The following is a 23,363-nucleotide window of genomic DNA, read 5'->3' as shown; positions in this document are numbered from 1 at the left end:
AACGTGTGCCGTTACCAGGAAAATATGAAGCCCAAACGCATCCTGGTTGTCGATGATCACCGCGACTCCGCAGACATGCTCTGCGAACTGCTGATGATCCGAAATCCCGATTTGTCTGTGCAGGCAGCTTACGACGGCCTGTCCGGGCTGGAGCAGGCGCTCAGTGGACATTTCGATGTAGTCATTCTTGACCTCATGCTTCCCCGAATGAGCGGCATCCAGGTGGCCCGTGAGATCCGGGCGAAGCTCGGCGGCAAGGCGCCCGTGCTGATCGCCCTGTCGGGCAGCGTTGCTGAAGTGGCGCAGCACCAGGGCGGTCCGGATTTCAGTCATGCCCTGACGAAACCCTTGAATGTCGAACGGCTCATGGGCATCTTCCTACCCTAGGCCGAGCGGTTTTGTGGTGCGGCGCACCGGGTACATTTGCCCTGGCGCCGGGCGGCAGAGGTGTCCGCTCCAGCCTGGGGCTGGGCGGAAGACCCGTGCGCACACACCAAAAACCAATTCATAACAGGGTAAGAAATGATCAAGTCGTTGGCTACGGCCATCTTGGGCGTCAGCATGTCCATGGCCCTTTGGGCCCAGGCGCCGGAATCGCAGCAGCGCCAGGAAAAACTAGCGGAGCAAGTCAAGGCACTGCACTGGATCGACCAGGGCCAGGGCGAAATCGGCAGCAACGCCACCATCAAGATCCCGAAGGGATACGCCTTTTTGGACGACAAGGACACGGCCAAACTGCTGCAGCTGTATGGCAATCCGCCCACGCCGAACCATTACCTGATCGCCCCGCAGTCGCTGGACTGGTTCGCGGTGTTCTCGTTCGACGACACCGGCTACATCAGGGACGACGAGAAGATCAACGCCCCCGAACTGCTGTCGTCCATCAAGGCCGCGGATGCGGAGGGCAACCAGCAGCGCAAGAAGCTGGGCATGGAGGCCCTGTACACCGAGGGCTGGCAGGTCGAGCCGCATTACGACGCGCAGAGCAAGCGACTGGAATGGGGCCTGCGCCTGCGCGATGAAAGCGGCCACCAGGCGATCAACTACACCTCGCGCATTCTGGGCCGCACCGGCGTGATGAGTGCCATCCTCGTGTCCGATCCCGAAAACCTCGCGAAGGACACCGAGCAGTTCAAGCAGGTGCTCACCGGATTCAACTACAACAGCGGCCAGACCTATGCCGAATTCAAGAACGGCGACAAGCTCGCCAAGATCGGCCTGGGTGCGCTGGTGCTGGGCGGCGCAGCGGCTGTGGCGTCCAAGAAGGGCCTGTGGACGGTCATCGGCGGTTTCATCGCCGCGTTCTGGAAGTTCCTGCTCGTCGGCGTGGCCGCGGTCTTCGGTGCCATCGGCAAGCTGTACGGCCGCGGCAAGAAGGAAGCCTGAGCACCGCGCCCGCTACGGCCCCTCTCCCCCAACCTCTGACACCCCGTGTTCACGCTGCTCGGCCCCGAAGCGCAGGTGATGCTTGCCATCTGCGCCTTCTATGGGTATGACGCCTGCGTGCCGCTGGCCGCAGATGCCGGCCTGCTGCGCCGGGGCCGGCGGGGTTGGCACGGACTGCTGGCGACGCAGGGTTTCGAGGTCCGCTGGGCCTACCTGGCCTGGCCTGCTTTGCTGCTGCCGCACCAGCCCGTCTACACGCTGAGGTGGGACGTGGAACGTGTCCACCTGCCGGGCGATGCGCGGGCGATCGAGGGCCTGCGCCAGCACGCCATGGGTTTCGCCGGCTTCGCGTGGCCGCTGTGTGGACTCGGAGCCACCCTGTTCGTGCTGCTGCCTGCGGTGCTGTTCCTTCGGCCGAGCGAGGCCGCGCAACTGGGCTGCCTCGCGCTGATCTACGGGTTCGCGCTCTGGATCGCGCTGCTGGCCCTGCAGCAGGGGCGGCGCGGCCATACGCCACAGCACACCGCGCGCTCGGTGGCGGTGCAGGCCATCCTGTGCCCGCCGTTTGCGCTCAACGCCGTGCGCAAGCTGTCGGCAGCCTACTTGCCCCCTTGCGATTGGCTTCAGGCGGCCCATGCTCTGCTGGAGCCGGGTGCGTGGCGCGGCCTGGCGGAGCGCGCGCAGACCGTCGTCGAAGCGGGCATGGACCAGGCGCAGGCCGAGAACAACCCCCAGACGCTTCAGCGTCTCAGCGCAGCCCGTGGCCGGCTGCAAGCCAGCAGCGGGGCCAGTGCGGATGGGCATGTGCCGTAGCCCCCAAAGCCAGCATCTCCACACACTGTGAGACCATCGAAACACGCAGCCTGCGCGCTGGCCTTTGGCTGCGCTTCGGACGTTTTTTTGGCGGAGATCGAACCATGCATCGGGTGACACTGAGTCCTCGCGTTTTCACCATCCCCCAGTTTTTGACGCCCGCCGAGTGCGGTCAACTCATCCAGCTGGCTGAAGACACGGGTTTCACCGCGGCGGAGGTACGCACCCACGGTGGGCCCCGACCTCTGCCCCAGGTGCGCAACAACCAGCGCACGATGGTGGAAAGCCCGGACTGGGTGGCGCTGCTGTGGCACAGGCTGTCGCAGGTGGAACTGCCGAAGATCGAGGGTGCCCGTGCGGCGGGCCTGCCCAAGGATCTGCGCTTCTACAAATACGCGCCCGGCCAGCGGTTCAAGATGCACAAGGACGGCCCATGGCATGAAGGCGGCCTGACCAGCGCGCTCACGTTCCTCGTGCACCTGAACGAGGGATTCGAGGGAGGCGCCACCGACTTCAAGACCTTCCAGGTGCAACCCAGGCAAGGCACGGCCCTCGTGTTCATCCACGACACCTGGCACGAAGGCAGCGCGCTGGTGGAAGGCACCAAGTACGTGCTGCGGTCGGATGTGCTGTACCCCAAGGGCCCGGCCATCGTCTGAACCGCTTGGACGCCATGCATGAAAGAGGCAGGCATCAACCCCCGCGCTCTGCCGCGACCGCCAGCGTTTGCCGGATGCCCTGCGCATAAGGCGTCTTGTGGATCGGCCCCAGCAGTTGCCGCAGGGCCGAGTCGTCCATGAGCACCGGGTCGGTGAGCAGGTAGTGCATCTCCACCATCTCGCGCATGAAAGGGTTGAACAGGCCGATCAGGCGCAGCATGGTCTTGCCCACCACCCTGCGCTTGAGCGCCCTGCCGGTCTGGCGCTCCATTTCGGACACCATCTCACGCTGCGTGGTCACGCCGGCTCCGCCGAGGTTCCAGATCTTGCCGAATGCAGCGGGGGTGTTCGCCAGCTGGACGACCACCGGGCCCACATCCGGCACGTAGACGAACTCATGCGGGCGGTCGATGGGCCCCACCATGTCGGCGGTGCCGCCCTGAATGGCAGCCTGCGCGGCCCCATGCAGCAGGCTGGCCTGCACGCCGGGGCCATAGAAATCCGGCAGGCGCAGCACCGTCGCGCGGATATGGCCTTCGGCATGGGCTTGCATCACCAGGTCTTCCTGTGCCTTGCGCATGCGGCCCTTGAACGTGTGCGGCGCCCGGGGGTGGTCTTCGCGCACCGGCTGTGTCCGCGGGCGGCCATACGGATACACCGTGCCGATGAGAACGATGTTCCGGACGCCGGCCGCGATGGCGCCCGCCAGCGTCTTGCGCATCACGTCCGGGTGCAGCCCGAACTGCCAGTAGTTCACACCCACCATGTAGACCAGCGTCTCCACGCCCGACGCGGCCGCTTGCACCGAAGCCGGGTCGTCGGGATTCCAGGTCACGATGTCGGCCAGCGGATCGGCGCCGAAAGCCTGGCTCAGGCTGGATCGGGTCCGGCCGACGACGCGATAGGGCTGGCCTTTGGCGCGAAGCGCAGCGGCGATGCTTTGTCCAATGGCGCCTGCGGCGCCGAAGAGTGCGATGGGGGGCATGGTGATGTCCTGCGGAATCGTGGACCGCCGGTGCTTCAGCGGTGCGAGCCTGCAGTTTGCGAGCGGAGTGGGTCAAAGAAAATTGCCTAAAATCGCATCCCCACTATTCATCAATGCATACCATGGCCGATCCCGAACCGAGTTGGGAGTGGTACCGGACCTTCCTGCAGGTGATGGAAACCGGTTCGCTGTCAGCGGCCGCCCGGGCGATGGGCTTGACGCAGCCCACCGTCGGCCGCCATGTCGACAGCCTGGAAAACGCCCTGGCGTTGAAGCTGTTCACGCGCTCGTTCGATGGGTTCAAGCCCACCGAAGCCGCGTTGGAACTGCAACCCTATGCGGCCGGCCTGGCGTCCACCGCGGCGGCGCTGCGCCGCGTGGCCAGCAGCCATGGATCCGGCGTGCGCGGCACGGTGCGCCTCACGGCCAGCGAGATCGTCGGGGTCGAGGTGCTGCCCCCGATCCTGTCGGCCCTGCGCAGCGCGCACCCGCAACTGACCATCGAGCTGGTGCTGTCGAATGCGGCGGACGACCTCCTGCACCGGGAGGCCGACATTGCCGTGCGCATGTTCCAGCCCACGCAGGAGGCCCTGGTGGCCAGGCGCATCGGAGCTGTGGAACTGGGGCTGTATGCGCACAAGCGCTACCTGGCGGCCCACGGGGTGCCGAAGTCGATGGACGACCTGGCCGGCCACGCGATGATCGGGTTCGACCACGAGACGCCTTTTCTGCGCAAGATGCAGGCGCAATTCCCGGTGTTCGCTCGCCCCGGGCTCGCGTTTCGGGCAGACAGCGATCTGGCGCAACTGGCAGCGATCCGGGCAGGCTTCGGCATCGGCGCTTGCCAAGTCGGGTTGGCGGCCCGGGACAAGTCGCTGGTGCGCGTGCTCCAGCCGAAGTTTTCGCCCGCACTGGACACCTGGATCGCCATGCATGAAGACCTGCGCGAGAGCCCGCGCTGCGCTGCCACCTTCGCCGCGTTGGCGGCGGGCCTCACGCGCTACATCCAGAGCGGCGGCTGAAGCGGCCCACCCACGAAGCGCGCTGCGGGCCTCCCGCGCAGAGGCATGGGCCCTCTACCGGGCTTCAATCCGGCGCTTTGTACACCAGCACTTTCAGGGCCCGCTCCGCCTGCACGTCCGCGAACACCGCGGGGTTGGCCAACCGCTCCACCAACGCCAAGTCCGGCGCCAGCGCCTGCATCTGCCCTTGCAGGAAATCCAACCCCAGCTCCGGTGCATTCAGGCACAGCAACGCGTGCCCGCCCGGTGCCAGCAGGTCCGGCAACCGCCGCATGAGCCGCGCGTAGTCCTTGGTGGCGACGAAGCTGCCCTTCTGGTAGCTGGGCGGGTCCACGATCACCAGGCCGTAGGGGCCGCCGCGCGTGATCTTGCCCCAGGTGCTGAAGATGTCATGTGCCAGAAAGCCTGCGCCCGTGGTCAGTCCATTGAGCTGGTGGTTCTGCTGTCCGATGGCGATGGCGCCGTGGCTCATGTCCACGTTCACCACCTGCCGGGCGCCCGCCTGCAGTGCCACCACCGAAAACGCGCAGGTGTAGGCGAACAGGTTCAGCACCTTGGCACCGCGCGGTTCGCGGGCCTGGTGCGCTGCGACGTATTGCCGAACCCAGCGCCGGCCTTCCGCCATGTCCAGGAACAGGCCGTGGTTCTGCCCCTTGAGCACATGCACGCGAAAGCGCGCGCCCTGCTCCGTGACCACATGCGGGTCCGGCACGGCGCCTGCCATCAGACGGGTTTCTGCGCGGCCCTGCACGCGCAGTTGCTCGTGGCGGCACTGGAACACCCAGTTCAGCGGCTCGCCCGGCGCAATCTGCGCCCACCGGCTTTGCAATGCGGCGCCGATGGTGGCGAGGTCTTCTTCGGCCACGGGCAGAAAACTGGTGAGCACGAAGACCGGCGGGTAGGCGTCCAGCGCCCAATGTTCGCAGCCGGGAAACCGGCCGCCGCGTCCGTGGAAGATGCGCTGGGCGTCCGTGGGAAAGGCCATCGTGGCGATGGCGTCGAGCAAGGGTTGCATGGTGCGATTGTGGCAAAAAAGCCGCCCCCGAACGCCCGCCAGCGCTTGTTCTTTCAGCTTAATTTGCTATCAATTAAATAGCAATCTGCGCCATACCACCTTGTTGGCGCGCCAGGGTGGCTTCATTCAATCACCCGACTCGGGCCGGGGCCCGTTGAGCACGGCTTGGGTCCACGCAGGATCGATCGGACGGATCCAGCCATCCTCCTCGGTCTGGGAATGCGGATTTTCAATAATCTTTTCATCCCGCTCCCACTTCTGCATTTTTTCCATGAATTTTTCGGGGTATGCGGTGGCCTGGCAAGCGACATTCACCCAGGGATCGCACACCGCGAGATGTTCGGGCCACTGCTCCATCCGGGCAGGCAGTCCGGCCGGGTCCGGAAGGTCGCCGATCACGGCGAAACCGTGCGCGTCGGTGCGCGCAACACACGCCGCCATCCCTCTTTCGGCCGCGATGTATTTCGCTGCACTGGCCAACTCGCCACAGTTGTGTCCACGGCCCTCCCACAAGGCTCGCTTCAGATTGAAGACATTCCTTGGCGCGCGAATGGCATCGATCTCGTCGGCGGCCGCCTGCATGCGGGCATTTTCCAGCGCGTCGCTTTTTCTCAAGCTGGTTTTGTTGGAGGATTTGAAGTTGTCTTTTTTATAGATTTCTTCTTTGATTCTGCGAAGCGCATATTGGGCTGTCGACAGATTGGAGTCGATATTCATTGATATTGGGCCGGAGTTTTTTTGATTATGAAAGGACGAATATTCGACCCCGTTTGCCATGCGAAGTAGAGGGGGGTCGAACGAACCCCAGGCATCGATGCTGCCGCATCCCGCATCAAAAAGGCGCGCCCATGAAAAAACCGCGCAGTCCTCCCGGATCCTGCGCGGCTGCGCTGCCTGGCAGATGCCTGGTTCGGCCGGATCAGTCCACCGACGCGCCGGATTGCTTCACGGCCTTGCCCCACTCCACGATTTCGCGGGCGACGAACTGGTCCATGGCCTCGGGCGAGCTGGGCGACGGCTCGGAGCCGCGGTCGCGCATGAACTTCTGCATCTCGGCGCTGGAAAGGATGTCTACCACCTCGTGGTTCAGGCGGTCCACGATGGCACGCGGCGTGCCCTTGGGTGCCATCAGGCCCAGCCAGCCCACGGCTTCGAAGCCCTTGAACTCCGGCAGGCCGGTCTCGGCGATCGTCGGCACGTTCGGCAACTGGCTGGAGCGCGTGGCAGAGGTGACACCCAGCGCAACGGCCTTGCCCGCCTGGATGTTGGCCAGGCCCGCCGTCACCGAATCCACCATCAAGGGCACCTGCCCGCCGATGAAGTCGGCCTGCGCCGGCCCGCTGCCCTTGTAGGGAATGTGTTCGATCTCGATCCTCGCACGCGCCTTGACCATTTCCCCGCTCAGGTGCTGCGTGCCGCCGATGCCCGCGCTGGCATAGCTCAGCTTGCCCGGCTCGGCCCGGGCCTTGTCCACCAGGTCCTGCATGGTCTTGATGCCGGACTGGGGGTGCGCCAGGAACACCAGCGGCACCTTGGCGACGAGGCTGATGCCCTGCAGATCCTTGCGCGGATCGAAGTTGACCTTGCGGTACAGCGTTTGGTTGACCGCCATCGCGCTTCCGGCCATCACCAGCGTGTAGCCGTCCGCCTTGGCGCGCACCACCTGCTCGGTGCCGATGTTGCTGCCCGCGCCGGCCTTGTTGTCCACCACCAGCGGTTGCCCCAGGCGGGTGCCCAGCTTCTCGGCCAGCGCGCGGGCGAAGATGTCGGTGGCCTGACCGGGCGGGAAGGGAACGACCAGGGTGATGGGCTTTTCGGGCCAGGCGGCCATGGCGGCACTGGACAGCGCCAGCAGAACGGCCGGCGCGCAGAATTTCAATCGCATGGGGAAATATCTCCTGTGGTGGATTCGAGTCCATCGCAGCGCGTGACGGCAAGTGCATTGTGGCGCCGGGCCCGAACTTCGACCCATGATAGGCCGCAGCTGGTGACCCCTCGGCGCCTACCCCCCGGCCAATCGCGACCTTCCGGCCCATGAAAAAAGGCAGCCGAAGCTGCCTTGCAGAATGCGGGCGCCGCAGTGGCGCCGGACTCACTTCTTTTGCGGCGGCACGTCCGTGCAGGAGCCGTGCGCGATCTCGGCCGCCATGCCGATGCTTTCGCCCAGCGTGGGGTGCGGGTGGATCGTCTTGCCGATGTCCACCGCGTCGGCGCCCATCTCGATCGCCAGGGCGATCTCGCCGATCATGTCGCCCGCATGTGTGCCGACCATGCCGCCGCCCAGGATGCGGCCGTGGCCATGGGCCTCGGGCGAATCGTCGAACAGCAGCTTGGTCACGCCTTCGTCGCGGCCGTTGGCGATGGCACGGCCGGAGGCGTTCCAGGGGAACAGGCCCTTCTTGACCTTGATGCCCTGCGCCTTGGCTTGGTCTTCGGTCAGGCCAACCCAGGCCACTTCGGGGTCGGTATAGGCCACGCTCGGGATCACGCGGGCGTTGAAGGCGGCGGCGGCCAGCTCCTTGTTGCCCTGCAGTTCGCCGGCGATGACTTCCGCCGCCACGTGCGCCTCGTGCACCGCCTTGTGCGCCAGCATGGGCTGGCCCACGATGTCGCCGATGGCGAAGATGTGCGGCACGTTGGTGCGCATCTGGATGTCCACGTCGATGAAGCCGCGGTCGGTGACGGCCACGCCGGCCTTGTCGGCACCGATCTTCTTGCCGTTGGGCGTGCGGCCCACGGCCTGCAGCACCAGGTCGTACACCTGCGGCTCGGGCGCGGTGCCGCCCTCTTGCGCGGCGGCGAACGTCACCTTGATGCCCTCGGGCGTGGCTTCGGCGCCCACCGTCTTGGTCTTGAGCATGATGTTGTCGAAGCGCTTGGCGTTCATCTTCTGCCAGATCTTGACGAGGTCGCGGTCAGCGCCCTGCATCAGTCCGTCCATCATCTCGACCACATCCAGGCGCGCGCCGAGCGTGCTGTACACCGTGCCCATTTCCAGGCCGATGATGCCGCCGCCCAGGATGAGCATGCGCTTCGGAACCGACTGGAGTTCCAGCGCGCCGGTGGAGTCCACCACGCGCGGGTCCTTGGGCATGAACGGCAGGTGCACGGCCTGCGAGCCGGCGGCGATGACGGCGTTCTTGAAGGCGATGACCTTCTTGCTGCCCGTCTTCTCCTGGCCCGCGGCGCCCGTGGTCTCTTCCACTTCGAGGTGGTTCGCGCCCACGAACTGGCCCACGCCGCGCACGGTGGTCACCTTGCGCATCTTGGCCATGGCCGCGAGGCCGCCCGTCAGCTTGCCGATGACCTTTTCCTTGTGGCCGCGCAGCGTGTCGATGTCCACCTTGGGCGCACCGAAATCGATGCCCGCCGCCTTCAGGTGGCTGACCTCGTCGATCACCGCCGCCACGTGCAGTAGCGCCTTCGACGGGATGCAGCCCACGTTCAGGCAGACGCCGCCCAGGGTGGCGTAGCGCTCGACCACGATCACCTTGAGGCCCAGGTCGGCCGCACGGAACGCGGCGCTGTAGCCGCCGGGGCCACCGCCCAGCACGAGCACGTCGCAATCCAGGTCGACCGTGCCGCCGTAGCTGGCCGCCGGAGCGATTGCTACGCTTTTTGTAGCAGCATGCCCTAGTGTTGATTGTGCTGGAGCCTGTTTTGGCTCGGAAGCTGCCGCAGGCGCTGCTGCAGGTACAGGCGCCGCGGCCGGCGCGCTGGCGGCGTCGGACGCCTCCAGCGTGAGCAGCACGGAGCCTTCCGCGACCTTGTCGCCGATCTTGACCTTGAGCTCCTTCACCACGCCGGCATGGCTCGACGGGATTTCCATCGATGCCTTGTCGGACTCCACGGTGACCAGGCTCTGCTCGGCCTTGATGGTGTCGCCGGGCTTCACCAGCACTTCGATCACGCCCACTTCGGCGAAGTCGCCGATGTCGGGCACCTTGATGTCGATCACTGCCATAGGGGATGCTCCTTTACAGCAGGATGCGGCGGTAGTCCGCCAGCACTTGGCCGAGGTAGGCGTTGAAGCGCGCGGCGCTGGCGCCGTCGATCACGCGGTGGTCGTAAGACAGCGACAGCGGCAGCACCAGGCGCGGCACGAAGGCCTTGCCGTCCCACACCGGCTTCATCTGGCCCTTGGAGAGGCCGAGGATGGCCACTTCGGGTGCGTTGATGATGGGTGTGAAGTGCGTGCCGCCGATGCCGCCCAGCGAGCTGATCGACATGCAGCCGCCCTGCATGTCAGCCGCGCCGAGCTTTCCGTCGCGGGCCTTCTTGGCCAGTTCGCCCATTTCCTGGCTGATCTGGAGGATGCCCTTCTTGTCGGCATCTTTCAGCACCGGCACCACGAGGCCGTTGGGCGTGTCCGCCGCGAAGCCGACGTGGTAGTACTGCTTGTAGACGAGCGTGTCGCCGTCCAGGCTGGTGTTGAACTCGGGGAATTTCTTGAGCGCGGCCACCACGGCCTTGATGACGAAGGCGAGCATGGTCACCTTCACGCCGGACTTCTCGTTCTCCTTGTTGGTGGAGACGCGGAAGGCTTCCAGCTCGGTGATGTCGGCCTCGTCGTTGTTGGTGACGTGGGGAATCATCACCCAGTTGCGGTGCAGGTTGGCGCCGCTGATCTTCTTGATGCGCGACAGGTCCTTGCGCTCCACGGTGCCGAACTTGGCGAAGTCCACCTTGGGCCACGGCAGCAGGTCCAGTCCGGCGCCCGATCCACCACCGGCCGAGGGCTTGGCAGCCTGCGCCTTGGTCTGGGCCGCGCCGCTCATCACCTGCTTGGTGAAGGCCTGCACATCGTCCTGCGTGATGCGGCCCTTGGGGCCGGAGCCCTTGACCTCGTCCAGCGGCACGCCGAGTTCGCGGGCGAACTTGCGCACCGAGGGGCTGGCGTGCGGCAAGCCGACGGGCGCGGCGCCCGGGGCGTGCGGCGCGGGCGCTGCAGCCGGCTTGGCGCTGGCCTGGGGCGCAGCCTCTTCGGCGGCCGATGCTTTCGGCTCGGCCTGCGGTGCGGGGGCAGCAGCAGAAGGCGCAGGGGCCGCCGCCGCGGGGGCTGCACCTGCGGCGCCTTCCATGATCGCCACGAGATCGCCCACATTGAGCTTGTCGCCGATCTTGACCTTGAGTTCCTTGATCACGCCGGCCGCGGGCGACGGGATTTCCATCGACGCCTTGTCGGATTCGACGGTGAACAGCGACTGCTCGGCCTTGACCGTGTCGCCCACCTTGACGAGCAGTTCGATGACGGCCACGTCCTTGAAGTCGCCGATGTCGGGCACGTGCACTTCCACCGGGCCCGACGCTGCGGGAGCGGGTGCCGGAGCGGCGGCAGGCGCCGCAGCCGGGGCGGGCGCGGGTGCGGCCGATTGGGCAGCGCCCTGCCCGGACTCGGCCTGCGCGGGAGCCGGCTTGGACTCGGCAGCGGCCCCATCGGCGGCTTCGACCACCACGATGACCGAGCCCTGCTTGACCTTGTCGCCCACGGCGACCTTGAGTTCCTTCACCACGCCGGCGTGGCTCGACGGGATTTCCATCGAGGCCTTGTCCGATTCCACCGTGATGAGTGATTGCTCGGCCTTGACCGTGTCGCCGGGCTTGACCAGCAACTCGATCACGCCCACTTCGTCGAAATCCCCGATGTCCGGGACCTGGATATCTACCAATGCCATGTTTATGCCTCCTGCCGAGCCGCCTCAAAGGAGGCATGTGCCCCCTTGGGGGGCAGCGAATGAATATGAGCGTGGGGGTTCACCGTGCGTCTCCGATCGGTGTTCAAGCGTAGAGCGGGTTGATCTTGTCGGTGTTGATGCCGTATTTCTGGATCGCCTCGGCCACCTTGGCCGCCGGCACCACGCCGTCGTCCGCCAGGCCCTTGAGCGCCGCCACGACGATGTAGTGGCGGTTGATCTCGAAGTGCTCGCGCAGCTTGCGGCGGAAGTCGCTGCGTCCGAACCCGTCGGTGCCCAGCACCTTGTAGGCACGGCCCTTGGGGATGAAAGGGCGGATCTGCTCGGCGTAGGCCTTCATGTAGTCGGTGGAGGCGATGACCGGGCCGGTGGTCTTGGACAACTGCTCCTCCACGAACGGCACGCGCGGCGTTTCGGTGGGGTGCAGCAGGTTCCAGCGGTCGGCGTCCTGGCCGTCGCGGGTCAGCTCGTTGAAGCTCGGGCAGCTCCACACGGAAGCGGCCACGCCCCAGTCCTTTTCCAGCAGCTCTTGCGCGAAGAACGACTCCCGCAGGATGGTGCCGCTGCCCAGCAGCTGCACGGTGGGGGCGTCCTTCTTGAGGGCCGGCGCCTGCTTGCACAGGTACATGCCCTTGATGATCTGCTCTTCGGTACCGGGCTGCAGGCCGGGCATCGAGTAGTTTTCGTTCAGCAGCGTGAGGTAGTAGAAGACGTTTTCCTGGCGCTCGACCATGCGCTTCATGCCGTCGTGCATGATCACCGCGACTTCGTGGGCGAAGGTCGGGTCGTAGCTCACGCAGTTGGGGATGGTGCCGGCCAGGATGTGGCTGTGGCCGTCTTCGTGCTGCAGGCCTTCGCCGTTCAGTGTGGTGCGGCCCGAGGTGCCGCCCAGCAGGAAGCCGCGCGCCTGCATGTCGCCCGCCGCCCAGGCCAGGTCGCCGATGCGCTGGAAGCCGAACATCGAGTAGTACACGTAGAACGGCACCATGATGCGGTTGTTGGTGCTGTACGAGGTGGCGGCCGCGATCCAGCTGCTCATGCCGCCGGCCTCGTTGATGCCTTCCTGCAGGATCTGGCCGGCCTTGTCTTCCTTGTAGTACATGACCTGGTCCTTGTCGACCGGGGTGTACTGCTGACCGTGCGGGTTGTAGATGCCGATCTGGCGGAACAGGCCTTCCATGCCGAACGTGCGGGCCTCGTCCACCAGGATGGGCACCACGCGCGGGCCCAGGGCCTGATCGCGCAGCAGCTGCGTGAGAAAGCGCACGTAGGCTTGCGTGGTGGAGATTTCGCGGCCTTCGGGCGTGGGCTCGAGGATGGCCTTGAACGTTTCCAGCGCGGGCACGGTGAAGCTCTCGTCGGCCTTCACGCGGCGCTTGGGCAGGTAGCCGCCGAGGGCCTTGCGGCGCTCGTGCAGGTACTTCATTTCGGGGGTGTCGTCGGCCGGCTTGTAGAACGGCAGGTCGGCGATCTGGCTGTCCGGAATCGGAATGTTGAAGCGGTCACGGAAGGCCTTGATGTCCTCGTCGCCGAGCTTCTTGGTCTGGTGGACGGTGTTCTTGCCCTCGCCGATCTTGCCCATGCCGAAGCCCTTGACGGTCTTGACCAGCAGCACGGTGGGCTGGCCCTTGTGCTCGTTGGCGGCGTGGAAGGCGGCATAGACCTTCTGCGAATCGTGGCCGCCGCGGCGCAGGTTCCAGATCTCGTCGTCGCTCATGTGCTCGACCATCTTCAGCGTGCGCGGATCGCGGCCGAAGAAGTGCTTGCGCACGTAGGCGCCGTCGTTGGCCTTGAACGACTGGTAGTCCCCGTCGTTGCACTCCATCATGATCTTGCGCAGTGCGCCGTCCTTGTCGCGCGCCAGCAGGTCGTCCCAGCCCTTGCCCCACAGCAGCTTGATGACGTTCCAGCCGGAGCCGCGGAACTCGCTCTCCAGCTCCTGGATGATCTTGCCGTTGCCGCGCACCGGGCCGTCCAGGCGCTGCAGGTTGCAGTTGATGACGAAGATCAGGTTGTCCAGGTTCTCGCGCGCGGCCAGGCCGATGGCGCCCAGCGATTCGACCTCGTCCATCTCGCCGTCGCCGCAGAACACCCAGACCTTGCGGTTTTCGGTGTTGGCGATGCCGCGGGCATGCAGGTACTTGAGAAAACGCGCCTGGTAGATCGCCATCAGCGGGCCCAGGCCCATCGACACGGTGGGGAACTGCCAGAACTCGGGCATCAGCTTGGGGTGCGGGTAGCTGGACAGGCCCTTGCCATCCACTTCCTGGCGGAAGTTGAGCAGTTGCTCTTCGGACAGGCGGCCTTCGAGGTAAGCGCGGGCGTAGATGCCGGGCGACACGTGGCCCTGGATGTACAGCAGGTCGCCGCCGTGGTTCTCGCTCTCGGCGTGCCAGAAGTGGTTGAAGCCGGCGCCGAACATGTTGGCCAGCGAGGCGAACGAGCCGATGTGGCCGCCCAGGTCGCCGCCTTCGGGCGGATGGTGGCGGTTGGCCTTGACGACCATGGCCATGGCGTTCCAGCGCATGTAGGCGCGCAGGCGGCCTTCGATTTCGAGGTTGCCGGGGCAACGGGCTTCCTGGTTCGACTCCAGGGTGTTCACGTAGCCGGTGTTGGCCGAGAAGGGCAGGTCGATGCTGCTTTGCCGGGCATGTTCGAGCAGTTGTTCGATCAGGAAGTGGGCGCGTTCGGCACCTTCCTTGTCGATGACGGCGCTCAGCGCATCCATCCACTCACGGGTTTCCTGCTGATCGGTGTCGGGGGTGGACGACGCCGGGTTTCCGGCCTGGGGGTCGGTCTGAGCTGACATGCCTGTCTCCTTTATGGGTGCTGGCGTTGGAAATTTCGGGCGAGTGTCTCATATTTTTTTGGTATTTCAAATTGTGCTTTTCATTTTCATAATGCAAAATATTGCTGCAAGTGCACATTTTTCATACCGGAAGCAGGCCTCCAGTGCTCCCCTACACTCCGCCCATGGAACGTCCGCCTTCTCCGCCCCCGGCCACCGGGCCCGCTGTGGTCGCCCCCGTGCGCTGGTGGCGCACCTGGTGGCGCAGCCTCTCCCCCACCCGCCAGGACCGCTTCGCGGCCCTGGCGCCACTGGCCGCCGTGCTGATGTTCCTGGCGGCCATCGTGGCGGCGTTCTGGTATTTGCGCATGGAAGAAGGCGAGCGCGAGCAGGAAGCCCTCAAGCGCGACGTGGAATACGCGCAGCAGCGCGTGCGGCTGCGCCTGCTGGAGCGGCAGGAGCAGATCATGCGCATCGCGCGCGACCTCTCCAACCAGGACCTGGAGCGCGCCGACTTCGTGGCGCGTGCCGAAGGCCTCATCAGCCAGTACCCTGAACTGCAGGCCATCAGCTGGATCGACGACCGCCGTCGCATCCGCGCCAGCCATGCGGCGCCCACCGTCACCAGCGGCCAGTTGCGCGTGGCGGGCGAGGTGCTCAAGAACGGCGACACCGCCGATACCTTCAGCCTCGCCCGGGACCTGCAGCAGCCCGTGTACGCCCAGCCCAACGGCACCGAAGGCGAAACCGCCCCGCTGCTGCAGCTGCAGGTGCCGCTGGCCGCGCAGGGCAAGTTCACCGGCGTGGTGCTGGCGGAATACTCCATCGACAGCCTGCTGCGCTACGGCACGCCGACCGAGGTGCTGGCGCGCTACGCCGTCACCATGCTGGATGGGCACGACCAAGTGCTGGCGGGCAGCGCGCTCACGCCGCGCAGCGCCTCCGGGCTGCTGCCGTGGACCGCGCGCGCCAACGAATACGAGGTGCCGGTCTCGCCCGTGGGCAACGGCCTGGTGCTGCGCGCACAGGCCTATCGCACGTCGCTCGGCGTGGTGGGCAGCGGGCTGTTCTGGCTGGTCGGCACGCTGAGCGCCATGACGGCCTGGCTGCTGATCGCCACCTGGCGCCACACGCGCCGGCGCATGCAGGCCCAGCAGGCGCTGGTGGCCGAAACCAACTTCCGCCGGGCGATGGAGAACTCCATCCTCACCGGCATGCGCGCCCTGGACATGCAAGGGCGCATCACCTACGTGAACGCCGCGTTCTGCCAGATGACGGGCTGGAACGAGGCTGATCTGGTGGGCCAGTCGCCGCCCTACACCTACTGGCCCGAGAGCGACCACGAAGCGCTGCACGCCAAGCTGCGCGACGAACTGAGCGGCAAGGTCACGCTGGGCGGATTCCAGGTGCGGGTCAAGCGCAAGAGCGGCACGCTGTTCGACGCGCGCCTGTATGTCTCGCCCCTGATCGACGCCCATGGCCACCAGACCGGCTGGATGACGTCGATGACCGACATCACCGAGCCCAACCGCGTTCGCGAGCAGCTGTCCGCATCGCACGAGCGCTTCACCATCGTGCTGGAGTCGCTCGATGCCTCGGTATCGGTCGCGCCGCTGGGCAGCGAGGAACTGCTGTTCGCCAACAAGCTGTACCGCCAGTGGTTCGGCTCCCAGACCGGCGGGCACCTGCAACTGGTGGCGCAGGCGGGCGTGCTGCCCACCACCACATCGAGCGAGCGCGGCATGGACGACGAGGACGGGCTGATGGGCCTGCCCACCGATCCGCTCACCAGCGCCCGGTCGGAAAACGCCGAGATCTACTTGCCCGACCTGGGCAAGTGGCTCGAAGTGCGATCACGTTACCTGAACTGGGTGGACGGGCGCCTGGCGCAGATGGTGATCGCCACCGACATCACGCCGCGCCGCCAGGCCGAGGAGCAGGCCGCACGGCAGGCCGAGCGCGCGCAGTCGGTCAGCCGGCTCATCACCATGGGCGAGATGGCCTCCAGCGTGGCGCACGAACTGAACCAGCCGCTCACCGCCATCAGCAACTACTGCAGCGGCATGGTCTCGCGCATCGAGAGCGGCCAGATCACCGAAGAGGCGCTGCTGTCCGCGCTGCAAAAGACCGCCCACCAGGCGCAGCGCGCGGGCCAGATCATCCAGCGTATCCGCGCCTTCGTGAAGCGCAGCGAGCCCAACCGGGCCCTGGCGGACGTCCCCACCATGGTGAGCGAGGCGGTGGAGCTGGCCGACATCGAACTGCGCCGGCACAACGTGCGCCTGACCCATTACGTGGCGGCGCGGCTGCCCCAGGTGATGGCCGACACCATCCTGATCGAGCAGGTGCTGGTCAACCTGATGAAGAACGGCGCCGAGTCCATCGAGCACGCCCAGCGCCCGCCGCCCCGGCGCAGCGTGGAGCTGCGCGTGGTGCCCCGCCAGGTCGAAGGCCGCGAGGTGATCGAGTTCACGGTGCAGGACACCGGCAAGGGCCTGGCCCCCGAAGTGCTGGAGCACCTGTTCGAGGCCTTCTTCTCCACCAAGCAGGAAGGCATGGGCATGGGCCTGAACCTGTGCCGCAGCATCGTCGAGTCCCACCAGGGGAGGATGCAGGCGGAGAACCTCTACAATGGCCCGGAGGTCACCGGCTGCCGGTTCTCCTTCTGGCTTCCGCTGGCGCAGCCTGCGGATGCCACTACGAATTCTGTAGCAAACGCATCACATCCAAGGACCCCTGCATGAGCTTGATTCCGAAAAAAGGCACCGTCTACGTCGTGGATGACGACGAGGCCGTCCGCGACTCCCTGCAGTGGTTACTGGAAGGCAAGGACTATCGGGTGCGCTGCTTTGATTCGGCGGAATCCTTCCTCTCGCGCTACGACCCCCGCGAAGTCGCCTGCCTCATCGTCGACATCCGCATGGGCGGCATGACGGGCCTGGAATTGCAGGACCGGCTCCTCGAACGCAAGTCCCCCCTGCCCGTCGTCTTCATCACTGGCCACGGCGACGTGCCCATGGCCGTGAACACCATGAAGAAAGGCGCCCTCGATTTCATCCAGAAACCGTTCAACGAGGAAGAGCTCGTGGGCCTGGTGGACCGCATGCTCGACCGGGCACGCGAATCCTTCGCCGGCCACCAGCAGGCCGCCAGCCGCGACGCCCTGCTGTCCAAGCTCACCGGCCGCGAAGCCCAGGTGCTGGAGCGCATCGTCGCTGGCCGCCTGAACAAGCAGATCGCCGACGACCTGGGCATCAGCATCAAGACCGTGGAGGCGCACCGCGCCAACATCATGGAAAAGCTGAACGCCAACACCGTGGCCGACCTGCTCAAGATCGCCCTCGGCCAGAACGCGCCCAAAGGCTGATTGCTCCTGATTTGATAGCTGCCAGCACAATCAAACCGCCGGCAGGCAGCCGTTTTCATTGCCAACCTGAGTTTCTCGACGAATGACAGCCCAACTGATCGACGGCAACGCCCTCTCCCGCCAACTGCGCACCGAAGTGGCCCAGCGCGCCGCTGCCCTGAAAGCGCGCGGCACCGTCCCCGGCCTGGCCGTGGTGCTGGTGGGCGACAACCCTGCCAGCCAGGTCTACGTGCGCAACAAGGTCAAGGCCTGCGAGGACAGCGGGCTGCATTCGGTGCTGGAAAAGTACGATGCCACGATGAGCGAGGCCGAGCTGCTCGCCCGCGTCGAGGCCCTGAACAACGACCCGGCCATCCACGGCATCCTGGTGCAGTTGCCGCTGCCCGCGCACATCGACGCGCAGAAGGTCATCGAGGCGATCTCGCCCGCCAAGGACGTGGACGGCTTTCACATCGCCAGCGCCGGCGCGCTCATGACTGGCATCCCCGGTTTCTGGCCCTGCACGCCCTATGGCTGCATGAAGATGCTCGAATCCATCGGCTACTCGCTGCAGGGCAAGCATGCGGTGGTCATCGGCCGCAGCAACATCGTGGGCAAGCCGATGGCGCTCATGCTGCTGCAAAAGAACGCCACCGTGACCGTGTGCCACAGCGCCACGCAAGATTTGAAGGCGCAGACCCTTCAGGCGGACGTGATCGTGGCCGCCGTGGGCAAGCGCAACGTGCTCACGGCCGACATGGTCAAGCCCGGCGCGGTAGTGATCGACGTGGGCATGAACCGCAACGACGAAGGCAAGCTCTGCGGAGACGTGGACTTTGCCGGCGTGAGCGAGGTGGCCGGCTGGATCACGCCCGTGCCCGGCGGCGTCGGCCCCATGACCATCACCATGCTGCTCGTCAACACGCTCGAAGCCGCGGAGCGCGCAGCCGCCTGACCATTTTTGCTGCCACGGCCGGCTTGAACCTGACCCATCCAACGCCATCTATCCGCGCATGAGCAATCCCCTCCTCGCCCCCTCCGACCTCCCCCTGTTCGACCGCATCCAGCCCAGCGACGTGGCTCCGGCGGTCGATGTGCTGCTGCAACGTGCGAGCGCGGCACTGGAAACCGTCACGGCGCCCGACTTTCCGGCGCGATGGGAATCGATCGCCGAGGTGCTGGATGTCGCGACGGAAGCGCTGGGCCGCTCCTGGGGCGCGGTGAGCCACCTCAACAGCGTGGCCGACACCCCCGAACTGCGCGCGGCCTACAACGAGGCCCTGCCCCGCGTCACCGAGTTCTGGACCCGCCTGGGCGCCGATGAACGCCTGTATGCCAAGTACAAGGCCATCGATCCGCAGACGCTGAACACAGAGCAGCGCCAGGCCTTGCGCAACGCCGTGCGCAACTTCGTGCTGTCGGGCGCCGAACTGCAGGGCGCGGCGCGCGAACGCTTCGCGCAGATCCAGGAGCGCCAGGCGGAACTCAGCCAGAAGTTCAGCGAAAACGCGCTCGACGCCACCGACGCCTTCGCCTACTACGCCCGGGAAGACGAGCTCGACGGGCTGCCCGACGACGTGAAGCAGGCCGCACTGGCCGCGGCGCAAGCCGAGGGCAAGGCCGGCTACAAGCTCACCCTCAAGATGCCTTGCTATCTGCCGGTGATGCAGTTCGCCCGCAGCAGCGCCCTGCGCGAAACGCTGTACCGCGCCTATGTCACCCGCGCCTCGGACCAGGCCGAAGGCGATGCCAAACGCTTCGACAACAGCGCCCTCATCCGCGAAATCCTCGCACTGCGTAAAGAAGAGGCGCAACTGCTGGGCTACGCCAATTTCGGCGAGGTGTCGGTCGTCGCCAAGATGGCCGACTCGCCCCAGGAGGTGATCGACTTCCTGCGCGACCTGGCCCGCCGTGCCCGGCCCTACGCCGAAAAAGACATTGCCGACATGCGCGAGTTCGCCGCGAAGGATCTCGGCATTGCCGATCCGCAGGCCTGGGACTGGCCCTACATCTCCGAGAAGCTCAAGGAAGCGCGCTACGCCTTCAGCGAGCAGGAGGTCAAACAGTATTTCACCGCGCCCAAGGCTCTGGCCGGCCTGTTCAAGATCGTTGAGACGCTGTTCGAAGTGGCCATTCGCCGCGACAGCGCGCCCGTCTGGAACCCGGCCGTGGAGTTCTACCGCATCGAGCGCGGCACGGAGCTCGTGGGCCAGTTCTACCTGGACCAGCCAGCGCGCAACGGCAAACGCGGCGGCGCCTGGATGGACGATGTGCGCACCCGCTGGCTGCGCCCCGACACGGGCAAACTGCAAACGCCCGTGGCTCACCTGGTGTGCAACTTCGCCGAAGGCGTGAACGGTGCGCCGCCGCTGCTGACCCATGACGACGTCATCACGCTGTTCCACGAGTTCGGCCACGGCCTGCACCACATGCTCACCCAGATCAACGAGCGCGATGTCTCGGGCATCAGCGGCGTCGAATGGGATGCGGTCGAGTTGCCCAGCCAGTTCATGGAAAACTTCTGCTGGGAGTGGGACGTGCTCAAGCACATGACCGCCCATGTGGAAACTGGCGAGCCGCTGCCGCGCGCGCTGTTCGACAAGATGATCGCGGCGAAGAATTTCCAGAGCGGCATGGGCACGCTGCGGCAGATCGAATTCGCGCTGTTCGACATGCTGTTGCACACCTCGCACGACCCGTCGCAGGACTTCATGCCCTTGCTGGCCCAGGTCCGCAGCGAGGTGTCGGTGCTGACACCGCCAGCCTTCAGCCGCACCGCCCACACCTTCAGCCACATCTTCGCAGGCGGGTATGCCGCAGGCTACTACAGCTACAAATGGGCCGAAGTGCTCAGCGCGGACGCTTACGCCGCGTTCGAAGAGACGGCCGGCGTGGACGGCCTGCCCAGCGCCGAGACCGGGCGCCGCTACCGCCAGGCCATTCTGGAAGCGGGCGGCAGCCGTCCGGCCATGGAGTCGTTCAAGGCGTTCCGCGGCCGCGCGCCCAGCCTGGATGCGCTGCTGCGCCACCAGGGCATGGCCGGAAACGCCTGAGCCCATCGATACCCGAGACTGTTCCCTTTGGAGTCCTACGACATGAAGCAACCGCTCTTCGCCCTCGCGCTGGCTTCGACCTTCCTGGCCGTGACCGCCCTGCCCGCCCAGGCACAGCAGGTGTACCGCATCGTCGGCCCCGATGGCAAGGTGACCTTCTCGGACCGCGCACCCGATGCCAAGACGCCACCGGCCCAGGTCGGCGGCGGACGCGCCAGCGGCCCGGCCCTGCCTTATGAACTGCAGCAGGTCGCCACCCGTTTCCCGGTCACGCTCTATACCGGCAACGACTGCACGCCATGCGTGAGTGCGCGCAACCTGCTGGTGAACCGCGGCGTGCCGTTCACCGAACGCACCGTGAACACCGAAGAAGACGCCGATGCGCTCAAGCGCCTCAGCGGCTCGACCAATCTGCCGTTCGGTACCATCGGCTCGCAACAGCTCGTGGGCTTTTCGGACAGCGAGTGGGGGCAGTACCTCGACGCGGCAGGCTACCCCAAGCAATCGCAGCTACCTCCGAACTATCGCCGCGCCCCCGCGGCGCCGATGGTCGCGGCCAAGCCGGCAGCCCCCGCAGCGGCGGCGGCACCTGCCGCGCCGTCGGAAGCACCGCGCCCCGCCGCACCAAGCGGCAATGGTGGCAGAACGCCAAGCAACCCGGCAGGCATCACGTTCTGACGCAACATCCGGCACTGCAGGCCGGGCGCGGCGTCACTCCCGCAGATTGCAACACGGTCTGCAGTGCCATTCGGTACCGGGCCATCAGGCCGGCGGCGGCCCGGCCCTGAGGGTGTTCAGTATTGAACGGTGCGCACGCCCTGCGCCGTGCCCAGCAGGCACACATGGGCTTTCTGGTGCGCGAACACGCCCACGGTCACGACGCCCGGCCATTGGTTCACCTCAGACTCGAAAGCCAGTGGATCGGTGATGCGCAGGCCACGCACATCCAGAATGTGCTGCTTGTTGTCCGTCACCAAAGGCGCGCCGTCTTTCTGGCGCAGCGTGGCTTGGCCGCCCAGGGCCGCGAAGCGGCGGGTGATCTGCTGCGCCGCCATGGGAATCACTTCCACGGGCAACGGAAACTGGCCCAGTGCATCCACCCGCTTCGACTCGTCGGCAATGCACACGAACTGCCGGGCCAGCGCCGCCACGATCTTTTCGCGCGTGAGCGCAGCGCCGCCACCCTTGACCATGTGGCCCCGCCCGTCGATCTCGTCGGCGCCGTCGATGTAGACCGCCAGGGACTCGACTTCATTCGCATCGAACACGGGAATCCCCAAGGCTTTCAGCCGCTGGGTGCTGGCTTCGGAGCTGGACACGGCGCCCCGGATGCGGTCTTTGATGGTGGCCAGCGCGGTGATGAAATGGTTCACCGTGGAGCCGGTGCCGACGCCGACGATCTCGTCGGGCACGACGTATTGCAGGGCCGCTTGGCCGACCAGGGCCTTGAGTTCTTCTTGGGTGAGGGGTGAAGGTGTCGTCATGGGGGAAAATCGGGAGTAGTTCACCGAATTATCCCCATGTCCTTGATCCCCTACGCCCTCGCCCGCCCTCTTCTTTTCGGCATGGATGCCGAAGCCGCCCACGACATGACCATGGACATGCTGTCGCGCGGCCAACGCACGCCCTTGCAATGGGCCTGGTGCAACGACACCGTGGACGACCCCGTGACGCTGGCAGGCCTGACCTTTCCCAACCGGGTAGGGTTGGCCGCGGGCCTGGACAAGAACGCCCGCTGCATCGACGCACTGGGTGCCATGGGCTTCGGTTTCGTCGAGGTCGGCACCGTCACGCCCAAGGGCCAGCCGGGCAATCCCAAACCGCGCATGTTCCGGCTGCCGCAGGCCAATGCGCTCATCAACCGCTTGGGATTCAACAACGAAGGGCTGGACGCTTTCCTGCACAACGTGCAGCAGGCGCGCTTTCGCACCCAGGCGCGCAAACACCCCATGCTGCTGGGATTGAACATCGGGAAGAACGCCACCACGCCGATCGAGAACGCCACTGCGGACTACTTAACCTGCCTGGACGGCGTCTATCCCCACGCCGACTATGTCACGGTGAACATCAGTTCACCGAACACGCAGAATCTTCGCGCCCTGCAGAGCGATGCAGCCTTGGACGCGCTGCTCGGCGCCATTGCCGAGCGGCGGGAAGCCCTTGCCCAGCGCCATGCCAACGCACAGGGCGCTCCGCGCCGCGTACCGGTGTTCGTCAAGATCGCCCCCGATCTGGACGCGGCTCAGGTTGAGCTGATTGCGGCGACGCTGCAGCGCCACGGGATGGACGGCGTCGTGGCCACCAACACCACAATCGCCCGCGATGCCGTCAAGGGAATGCAGCATGCCGAGGAAACCGGCGGGCTCAGCGGCGCGCCGGTGCTGGAAGCCAGCAATCGGGTAATCCGCCAATTGCGGCAGGCATTGGGGCCGCAATTTCCGATCATCGGCGTGGGCGGCATTCTGAGTGCGGACGACGCCGTGAGCAAGATCAAGGCGGGCGCCGATGTGGTGCAGATATACACCGGCCTCATCTATCAAGGCCCTTCGCTGGTTCCGCAGGCAGCCCGCGCGATCAAGGCCATGCGCTGAAGCCAATACAAA

At 66.0% G+C, this 23,363-nt stretch carries 19 protein-coding genes; 11 read left to right on the top strand and 8 right to left on the bottom strand.

The window, feature by feature from the left end; translation table 11 throughout:
* Positions 1 to 24 precede the first annotated feature (24 nt).
* The 4 genes from AVKW3434_RS02470 to AVKW3434_RS02455 all read left to right on the top strand — a co-directional run bounded on the left by AVKW3434_RS02470 (position 25) and on the right by AVKW3434_RS02455 (position 2,858).
* A complete protein-coding gene (locus AVKW3434_RS02470) occupies positions 25 to 387 on the top strand; it encodes a response regulator (RefSeq protein WP_284404057.1) in 363 nt (120 codons plus the stop codon).
* Positions 388 to 561: 174 nt separating this feature from the next.
* On the top strand, positions 562 to 1,386 hold the full coding sequence (locus AVKW3434_RS02465) for a DUF2167 domain-containing protein (protein ID WP_284404055.1): 825 nt from the start codon (positions 562 to 564) through the stop codon (positions 1,384 to 1,386).
* A gap of 45 nt (positions 1,387 to 1,431) precedes the next feature.
* Positions 1,432 to 2,199 carry a hypothetical protein gene (locus AVKW3434_RS02460; protein WP_284404054.1) on the top strand — a complete coding sequence of 256 codons (768 nt, stop codon included), beginning with the start codon at positions 1,432 to 1,434 and terminating at the stop codon, positions 2,197 to 2,199.
* A 104-nt stretch (positions 2,200 to 2,303) separates the two neighbouring features.
* Positions 2,304 to 2,858: a 2OG-Fe(II) oxygenase gene (locus tag AVKW3434_RS02455; RefSeq protein WP_284404053.1), complete on the top strand. Its 555-nt coding sequence runs from the start codon at positions 2,304 to 2,306 to the stop codon at positions 2,856 to 2,858.
* A gap of 34 nt (positions 2,859 to 2,892) precedes the next feature.
* Here the strand turns inward: AVKW3434_RS02455 and AVKW3434_RS02450 are convergent, their stop codons facing one another.
* Entirely contained in the window at positions 2,893 to 3,843 is a 951-nt protein-coding gene (locus tag AVKW3434_RS02450; RefSeq protein ID WP_284404047.1) for an NAD-dependent epimerase/dehydratase family protein, read from the bottom strand.
* Between the two features lie 122 nt (positions 3,844 to 3,965).
* Here AVKW3434_RS02450 and AVKW3434_RS02445 point away from each other — a divergent pair, with 122 nt between their 5' ends.
* Positions 3,966 to 4,865, top strand: a complete 900-nt coding sequence (locus AVKW3434_RS02445; RefSeq protein ID WP_284404045.1) for a LysR family transcriptional regulator — start codon at positions 3,966 to 3,968, stop codon at positions 4,863 to 4,865.
* Between the two features lie 64 nt (positions 4,866 to 4,929).
* Here AVKW3434_RS02445 and AVKW3434_RS02440 read toward each other — a convergent pair whose 3' ends face one another.
* The 6 genes from AVKW3434_RS02440 to aceE form a co-directional block, all read right to left on the bottom strand.
* Positions 4,930 to 5,880, bottom strand: coding sequence for a class I SAM-dependent methyltransferase (locus tag AVKW3434_RS02440; RefSeq protein ID WP_284404043.1), 951 nt, complete (start codon positions 5,878 to 5,880; stop codon positions 4,930 to 4,932).
* A gap of 126 nt (positions 5,881 to 6,006) precedes the next feature.
* Entirely contained in the window at positions 6,007 to 6,597 is a 591-nt protein-coding gene (locus AVKW3434_RS02435) for a hypothetical protein (protein ID WP_284404041.1), read from the bottom strand.
* 202 nt (positions 6,598 to 6,799) lie between these two features.
* The gene (locus tag AVKW3434_RS02430) at positions 6,800 to 7,765 is read right to left on the bottom strand and encodes a tripartite tricarboxylate transporter substrate binding protein (protein ID WP_284404039.1); all 966 of its coding nucleotides are present in this window, start codon (positions 7,763 to 7,765) and stop codon (positions 6,800 to 6,802) included.
* A gap of 207 nt (positions 7,766 to 7,972) precedes the next feature.
* The gene (gene lpdA, locus AVKW3434_RS02425; protein ID WP_284404038.1) at positions 7,973 to 9,844 is read right to left on the bottom strand and encodes a dihydrolipoyl dehydrogenase; all 1,872 of its coding nucleotides are present in this window, start codon (positions 9,842 to 9,844) and stop codon (positions 7,973 to 7,975) included.
* Between the two features lie 13 nt (positions 9,845 to 9,857).
* A complete protein-coding gene (aceF, locus tag AVKW3434_RS02420) occupies positions 9,858 to 11,555 on the bottom strand; it encodes a dihydrolipoyllysine-residue acetyltransferase (RefSeq protein ID WP_284404036.1) in 1,698 nt (565 codons plus the stop codon).
* 103 nt (positions 11,556 to 11,658) lie between these two features.
* Complete coding sequence (aceE, locus tag AVKW3434_RS02415) at positions 11,659 to 14,382, bottom strand: pyruvate dehydrogenase (acetyl-transferring), homodimeric type (protein WP_272569141.1); 2,724 nt, start codon at positions 14,380 to 14,382, stop codon at positions 11,659 to 11,661.
* Between the two features lie 164 nt (positions 14,383 to 14,546).
* Here aceE and AVKW3434_RS02410 point away from each other — a divergent pair, with 164 nt between their 5' ends.
* The 5 genes from AVKW3434_RS02410 to AVKW3434_RS02390 all read left to right on the top strand — a co-directional run bounded on the left by AVKW3434_RS02410 (position 14,547) and on the right by AVKW3434_RS02390 (position 21,438).
* A complete protein-coding gene (locus tag AVKW3434_RS02410; RefSeq protein WP_284404034.1) occupies positions 14,547 to 17,105 on the top strand; it encodes a PAS domain-containing sensor histidine kinase in 2,559 nt (852 codons plus the stop codon).
* Positions 17,102 to 17,728: a response regulator transcription factor gene (locus AVKW3434_RS02405; RefSeq protein WP_092739228.1), complete on the top strand. Its 627-nt coding sequence runs from the start codon at positions 17,102 to 17,104 to the stop codon at positions 17,726 to 17,728. The genes AVKW3434_RS02410 and AVKW3434_RS02405 overlap by 4 nt, the downstream gene beginning before the upstream one ends.
* Positions 17,729 to 17,810: 82 nt before the next feature.
* Entirely contained in the window at positions 17,811 to 18,662 is an 852-nt protein-coding gene (gene folD, locus AVKW3434_RS02400) for a bifunctional methylenetetrahydrofolate dehydrogenase/methenyltetrahydrofolate cyclohydrolase FolD (protein WP_284404031.1), read from the top strand.
* Between the two features lie 58 nt (positions 18,663 to 18,720).
* Complete coding sequence (locus tag AVKW3434_RS02395; protein ID WP_284404030.1) at positions 18,721 to 20,760, top strand: M3 family metallopeptidase; 2,040 nt, start codon at positions 18,721 to 18,723, stop codon at positions 20,758 to 20,760.
* A gap of 42 nt (positions 20,761 to 20,802) precedes the next feature.
* Positions 20,803 to 21,438 carry a glutaredoxin domain-containing protein gene (locus AVKW3434_RS02390; protein ID WP_284404027.1) on the top strand — a complete coding sequence of 212 codons (636 nt, stop codon included), beginning with the start codon at positions 20,803 to 20,805 and terminating at the stop codon, positions 21,436 to 21,438.
* Positions 21,439 to 21,554: 116 nt separating this feature from the next.
* On the opposite strand, the gene rpiA is transcribed toward AVKW3434_RS02390, so the two are convergent.
* The gene (gene rpiA / locus AVKW3434_RS02385) at positions 21,555 to 22,244 is read right to left on the bottom strand and encodes a ribose-5-phosphate isomerase RpiA (protein ID WP_284404025.1); all 690 of its coding nucleotides are present in this window, start codon (positions 22,242 to 22,244) and stop codon (positions 21,555 to 21,557) included.
* A 36-nt stretch (positions 22,245 to 22,280) separates the two neighbouring features.
* On the opposite strand from rpiA, the gene AVKW3434_RS02380 reads away from it, so the two are divergent.
* Positions 22,281 to 23,351 carry a quinone-dependent dihydroorotate dehydrogenase gene (locus AVKW3434_RS02380; protein ID WP_284404023.1) on the top strand — a complete coding sequence of 357 codons (1,071 nt, stop codon included), beginning with the start codon at positions 22,281 to 22,283 and terminating at the stop codon, positions 23,349 to 23,351.
* Positions 23,352 to 23,363 lie beyond the last annotated feature (12 nt).

Origin of the sequence: Acidovorax sp. SUPP3434, from assembly GCF_030159015.1 — a bacterium.
GTDB lineage: Bacteria > Pseudomonadota > Gammaproteobacteria > Burkholderiales > Burkholderiaceae_C > Paracidovorax.
The sequence above is the reverse complement of the archived record's forward strand: the minus strand, read 5'-3'. Positions and strand labels throughout refer to the sequence as shown.

Excerpts from the sequence above, each read along its gene's own strand:
- AVKW3434_RS02470 (WP_284404057.1), top strand. The coding sequence starts at position 25 with ATGAAGCCCAAACGCATCCTGGTTGTCGATGATCACCGCGACTCCGCA.
- AVKW3434_RS02465 (WP_284404055.1), top strand. The coding sequence starts at position 562 with ATGTCCATGGCCCTTTGGGCCCAGGCGCCGGAATCGCAGCAGCGCCAG.
- AVKW3434_RS02455 (WP_284404053.1), top strand. The coding sequence starts at position 2,304 with ATGCATCGGGTGACACTGAGTCCTCGCGTTTTCACCATCCCCCAGTTT.
- AVKW3434_RS02450 (WP_284404047.1), bottom strand. The coding sequence starts at position 3,843 with ATGCCCCCCATCGCACTCTTCGGCGCCGCAGGCGCCATTGGACAAAGC.
- AVKW3434_RS02445 (WP_284404045.1), top strand. The coding sequence starts at position 3,966 with ATGGCCGATCCCGAACCGAGTTGGGAGTGGTACCGGACCTTCCTGCAG.
- AVKW3434_RS02440 (WP_284404043.1), bottom strand. The coding sequence starts at position 5,880 with ATGCAACCCTTGCTCGACGCCATCGCCACGATGGCCTTTCCCACGGAC.
- AVKW3434_RS02435 (WP_284404041.1), bottom strand. The coding sequence starts at position 6,597 with ATGAATATCGACTCCAATCTGTCGACAGCCCAATATGCGCTTCGCAGA.
- AVKW3434_RS02430 (WP_284404039.1), bottom strand. The coding sequence starts at position 7,765 with ATGCGATTGAAATTCTGCGCGCCGGCCGTTCTGCTGGCGCTGTCCAGT.
- lpdA (WP_284404038.1), bottom strand. The coding sequence starts at position 9,844 with ATGGCAGTGATCGACATCAAGGTGCCCGACATCGGCGACTTCGCCGAA.
- aceF (WP_284404036.1), bottom strand. The coding sequence starts at position 11,555 with ATGGCATTGGTAGATATCCAGGTCCCGGACATCGGGGATTTCGACGAA.
- aceE (WP_272569141.1), bottom strand. The coding sequence starts at position 14,382 with ATGTCAGCTCAGACCGACCCCCAGGCCGGAAACCCGGCGTCGTCCACC.
- AVKW3434_RS02410 (WP_284404034.1), top strand. The coding sequence starts at position 14,547 with ATGGAACGTCCGCCTTCTCCGCCCCCGGCCACCGGGCCCGCTGTGGTC.
- AVKW3434_RS02405 (WP_092739228.1), top strand. The coding sequence starts at position 17,102 with ATGAGCTTGATTCCGAAAAAAGGCACCGTCTACGTCGTGGATGACGAC.
- folD (WP_284404031.1), top strand. The coding sequence starts at position 17,811 with ATGACAGCCCAACTGATCGACGGCAACGCCCTCTCCCGCCAACTGCGC.
- AVKW3434_RS02395 (WP_284404030.1), top strand. The coding sequence starts at position 18,721 with ATGAGCAATCCCCTCCTCGCCCCCTCCGACCTCCCCCTGTTCGACCGC.
- AVKW3434_RS02390 (WP_284404027.1), top strand. The coding sequence starts at position 20,803 with ATGAAGCAACCGCTCTTCGCCCTCGCGCTGGCTTCGACCTTCCTGGCC.
- rpiA (WP_284404025.1), bottom strand. The coding sequence starts at position 22,244 with ATGACGACACCTTCACCCCTCACCCAAGAAGAACTCAAGGCCCTGGTC.
- AVKW3434_RS02380 (WP_284404023.1), top strand. The coding sequence starts at position 22,281 with ATGTCCTTGATCCCCTACGCCCTCGCCCGCCCTCTTCTTTTCGGCATG.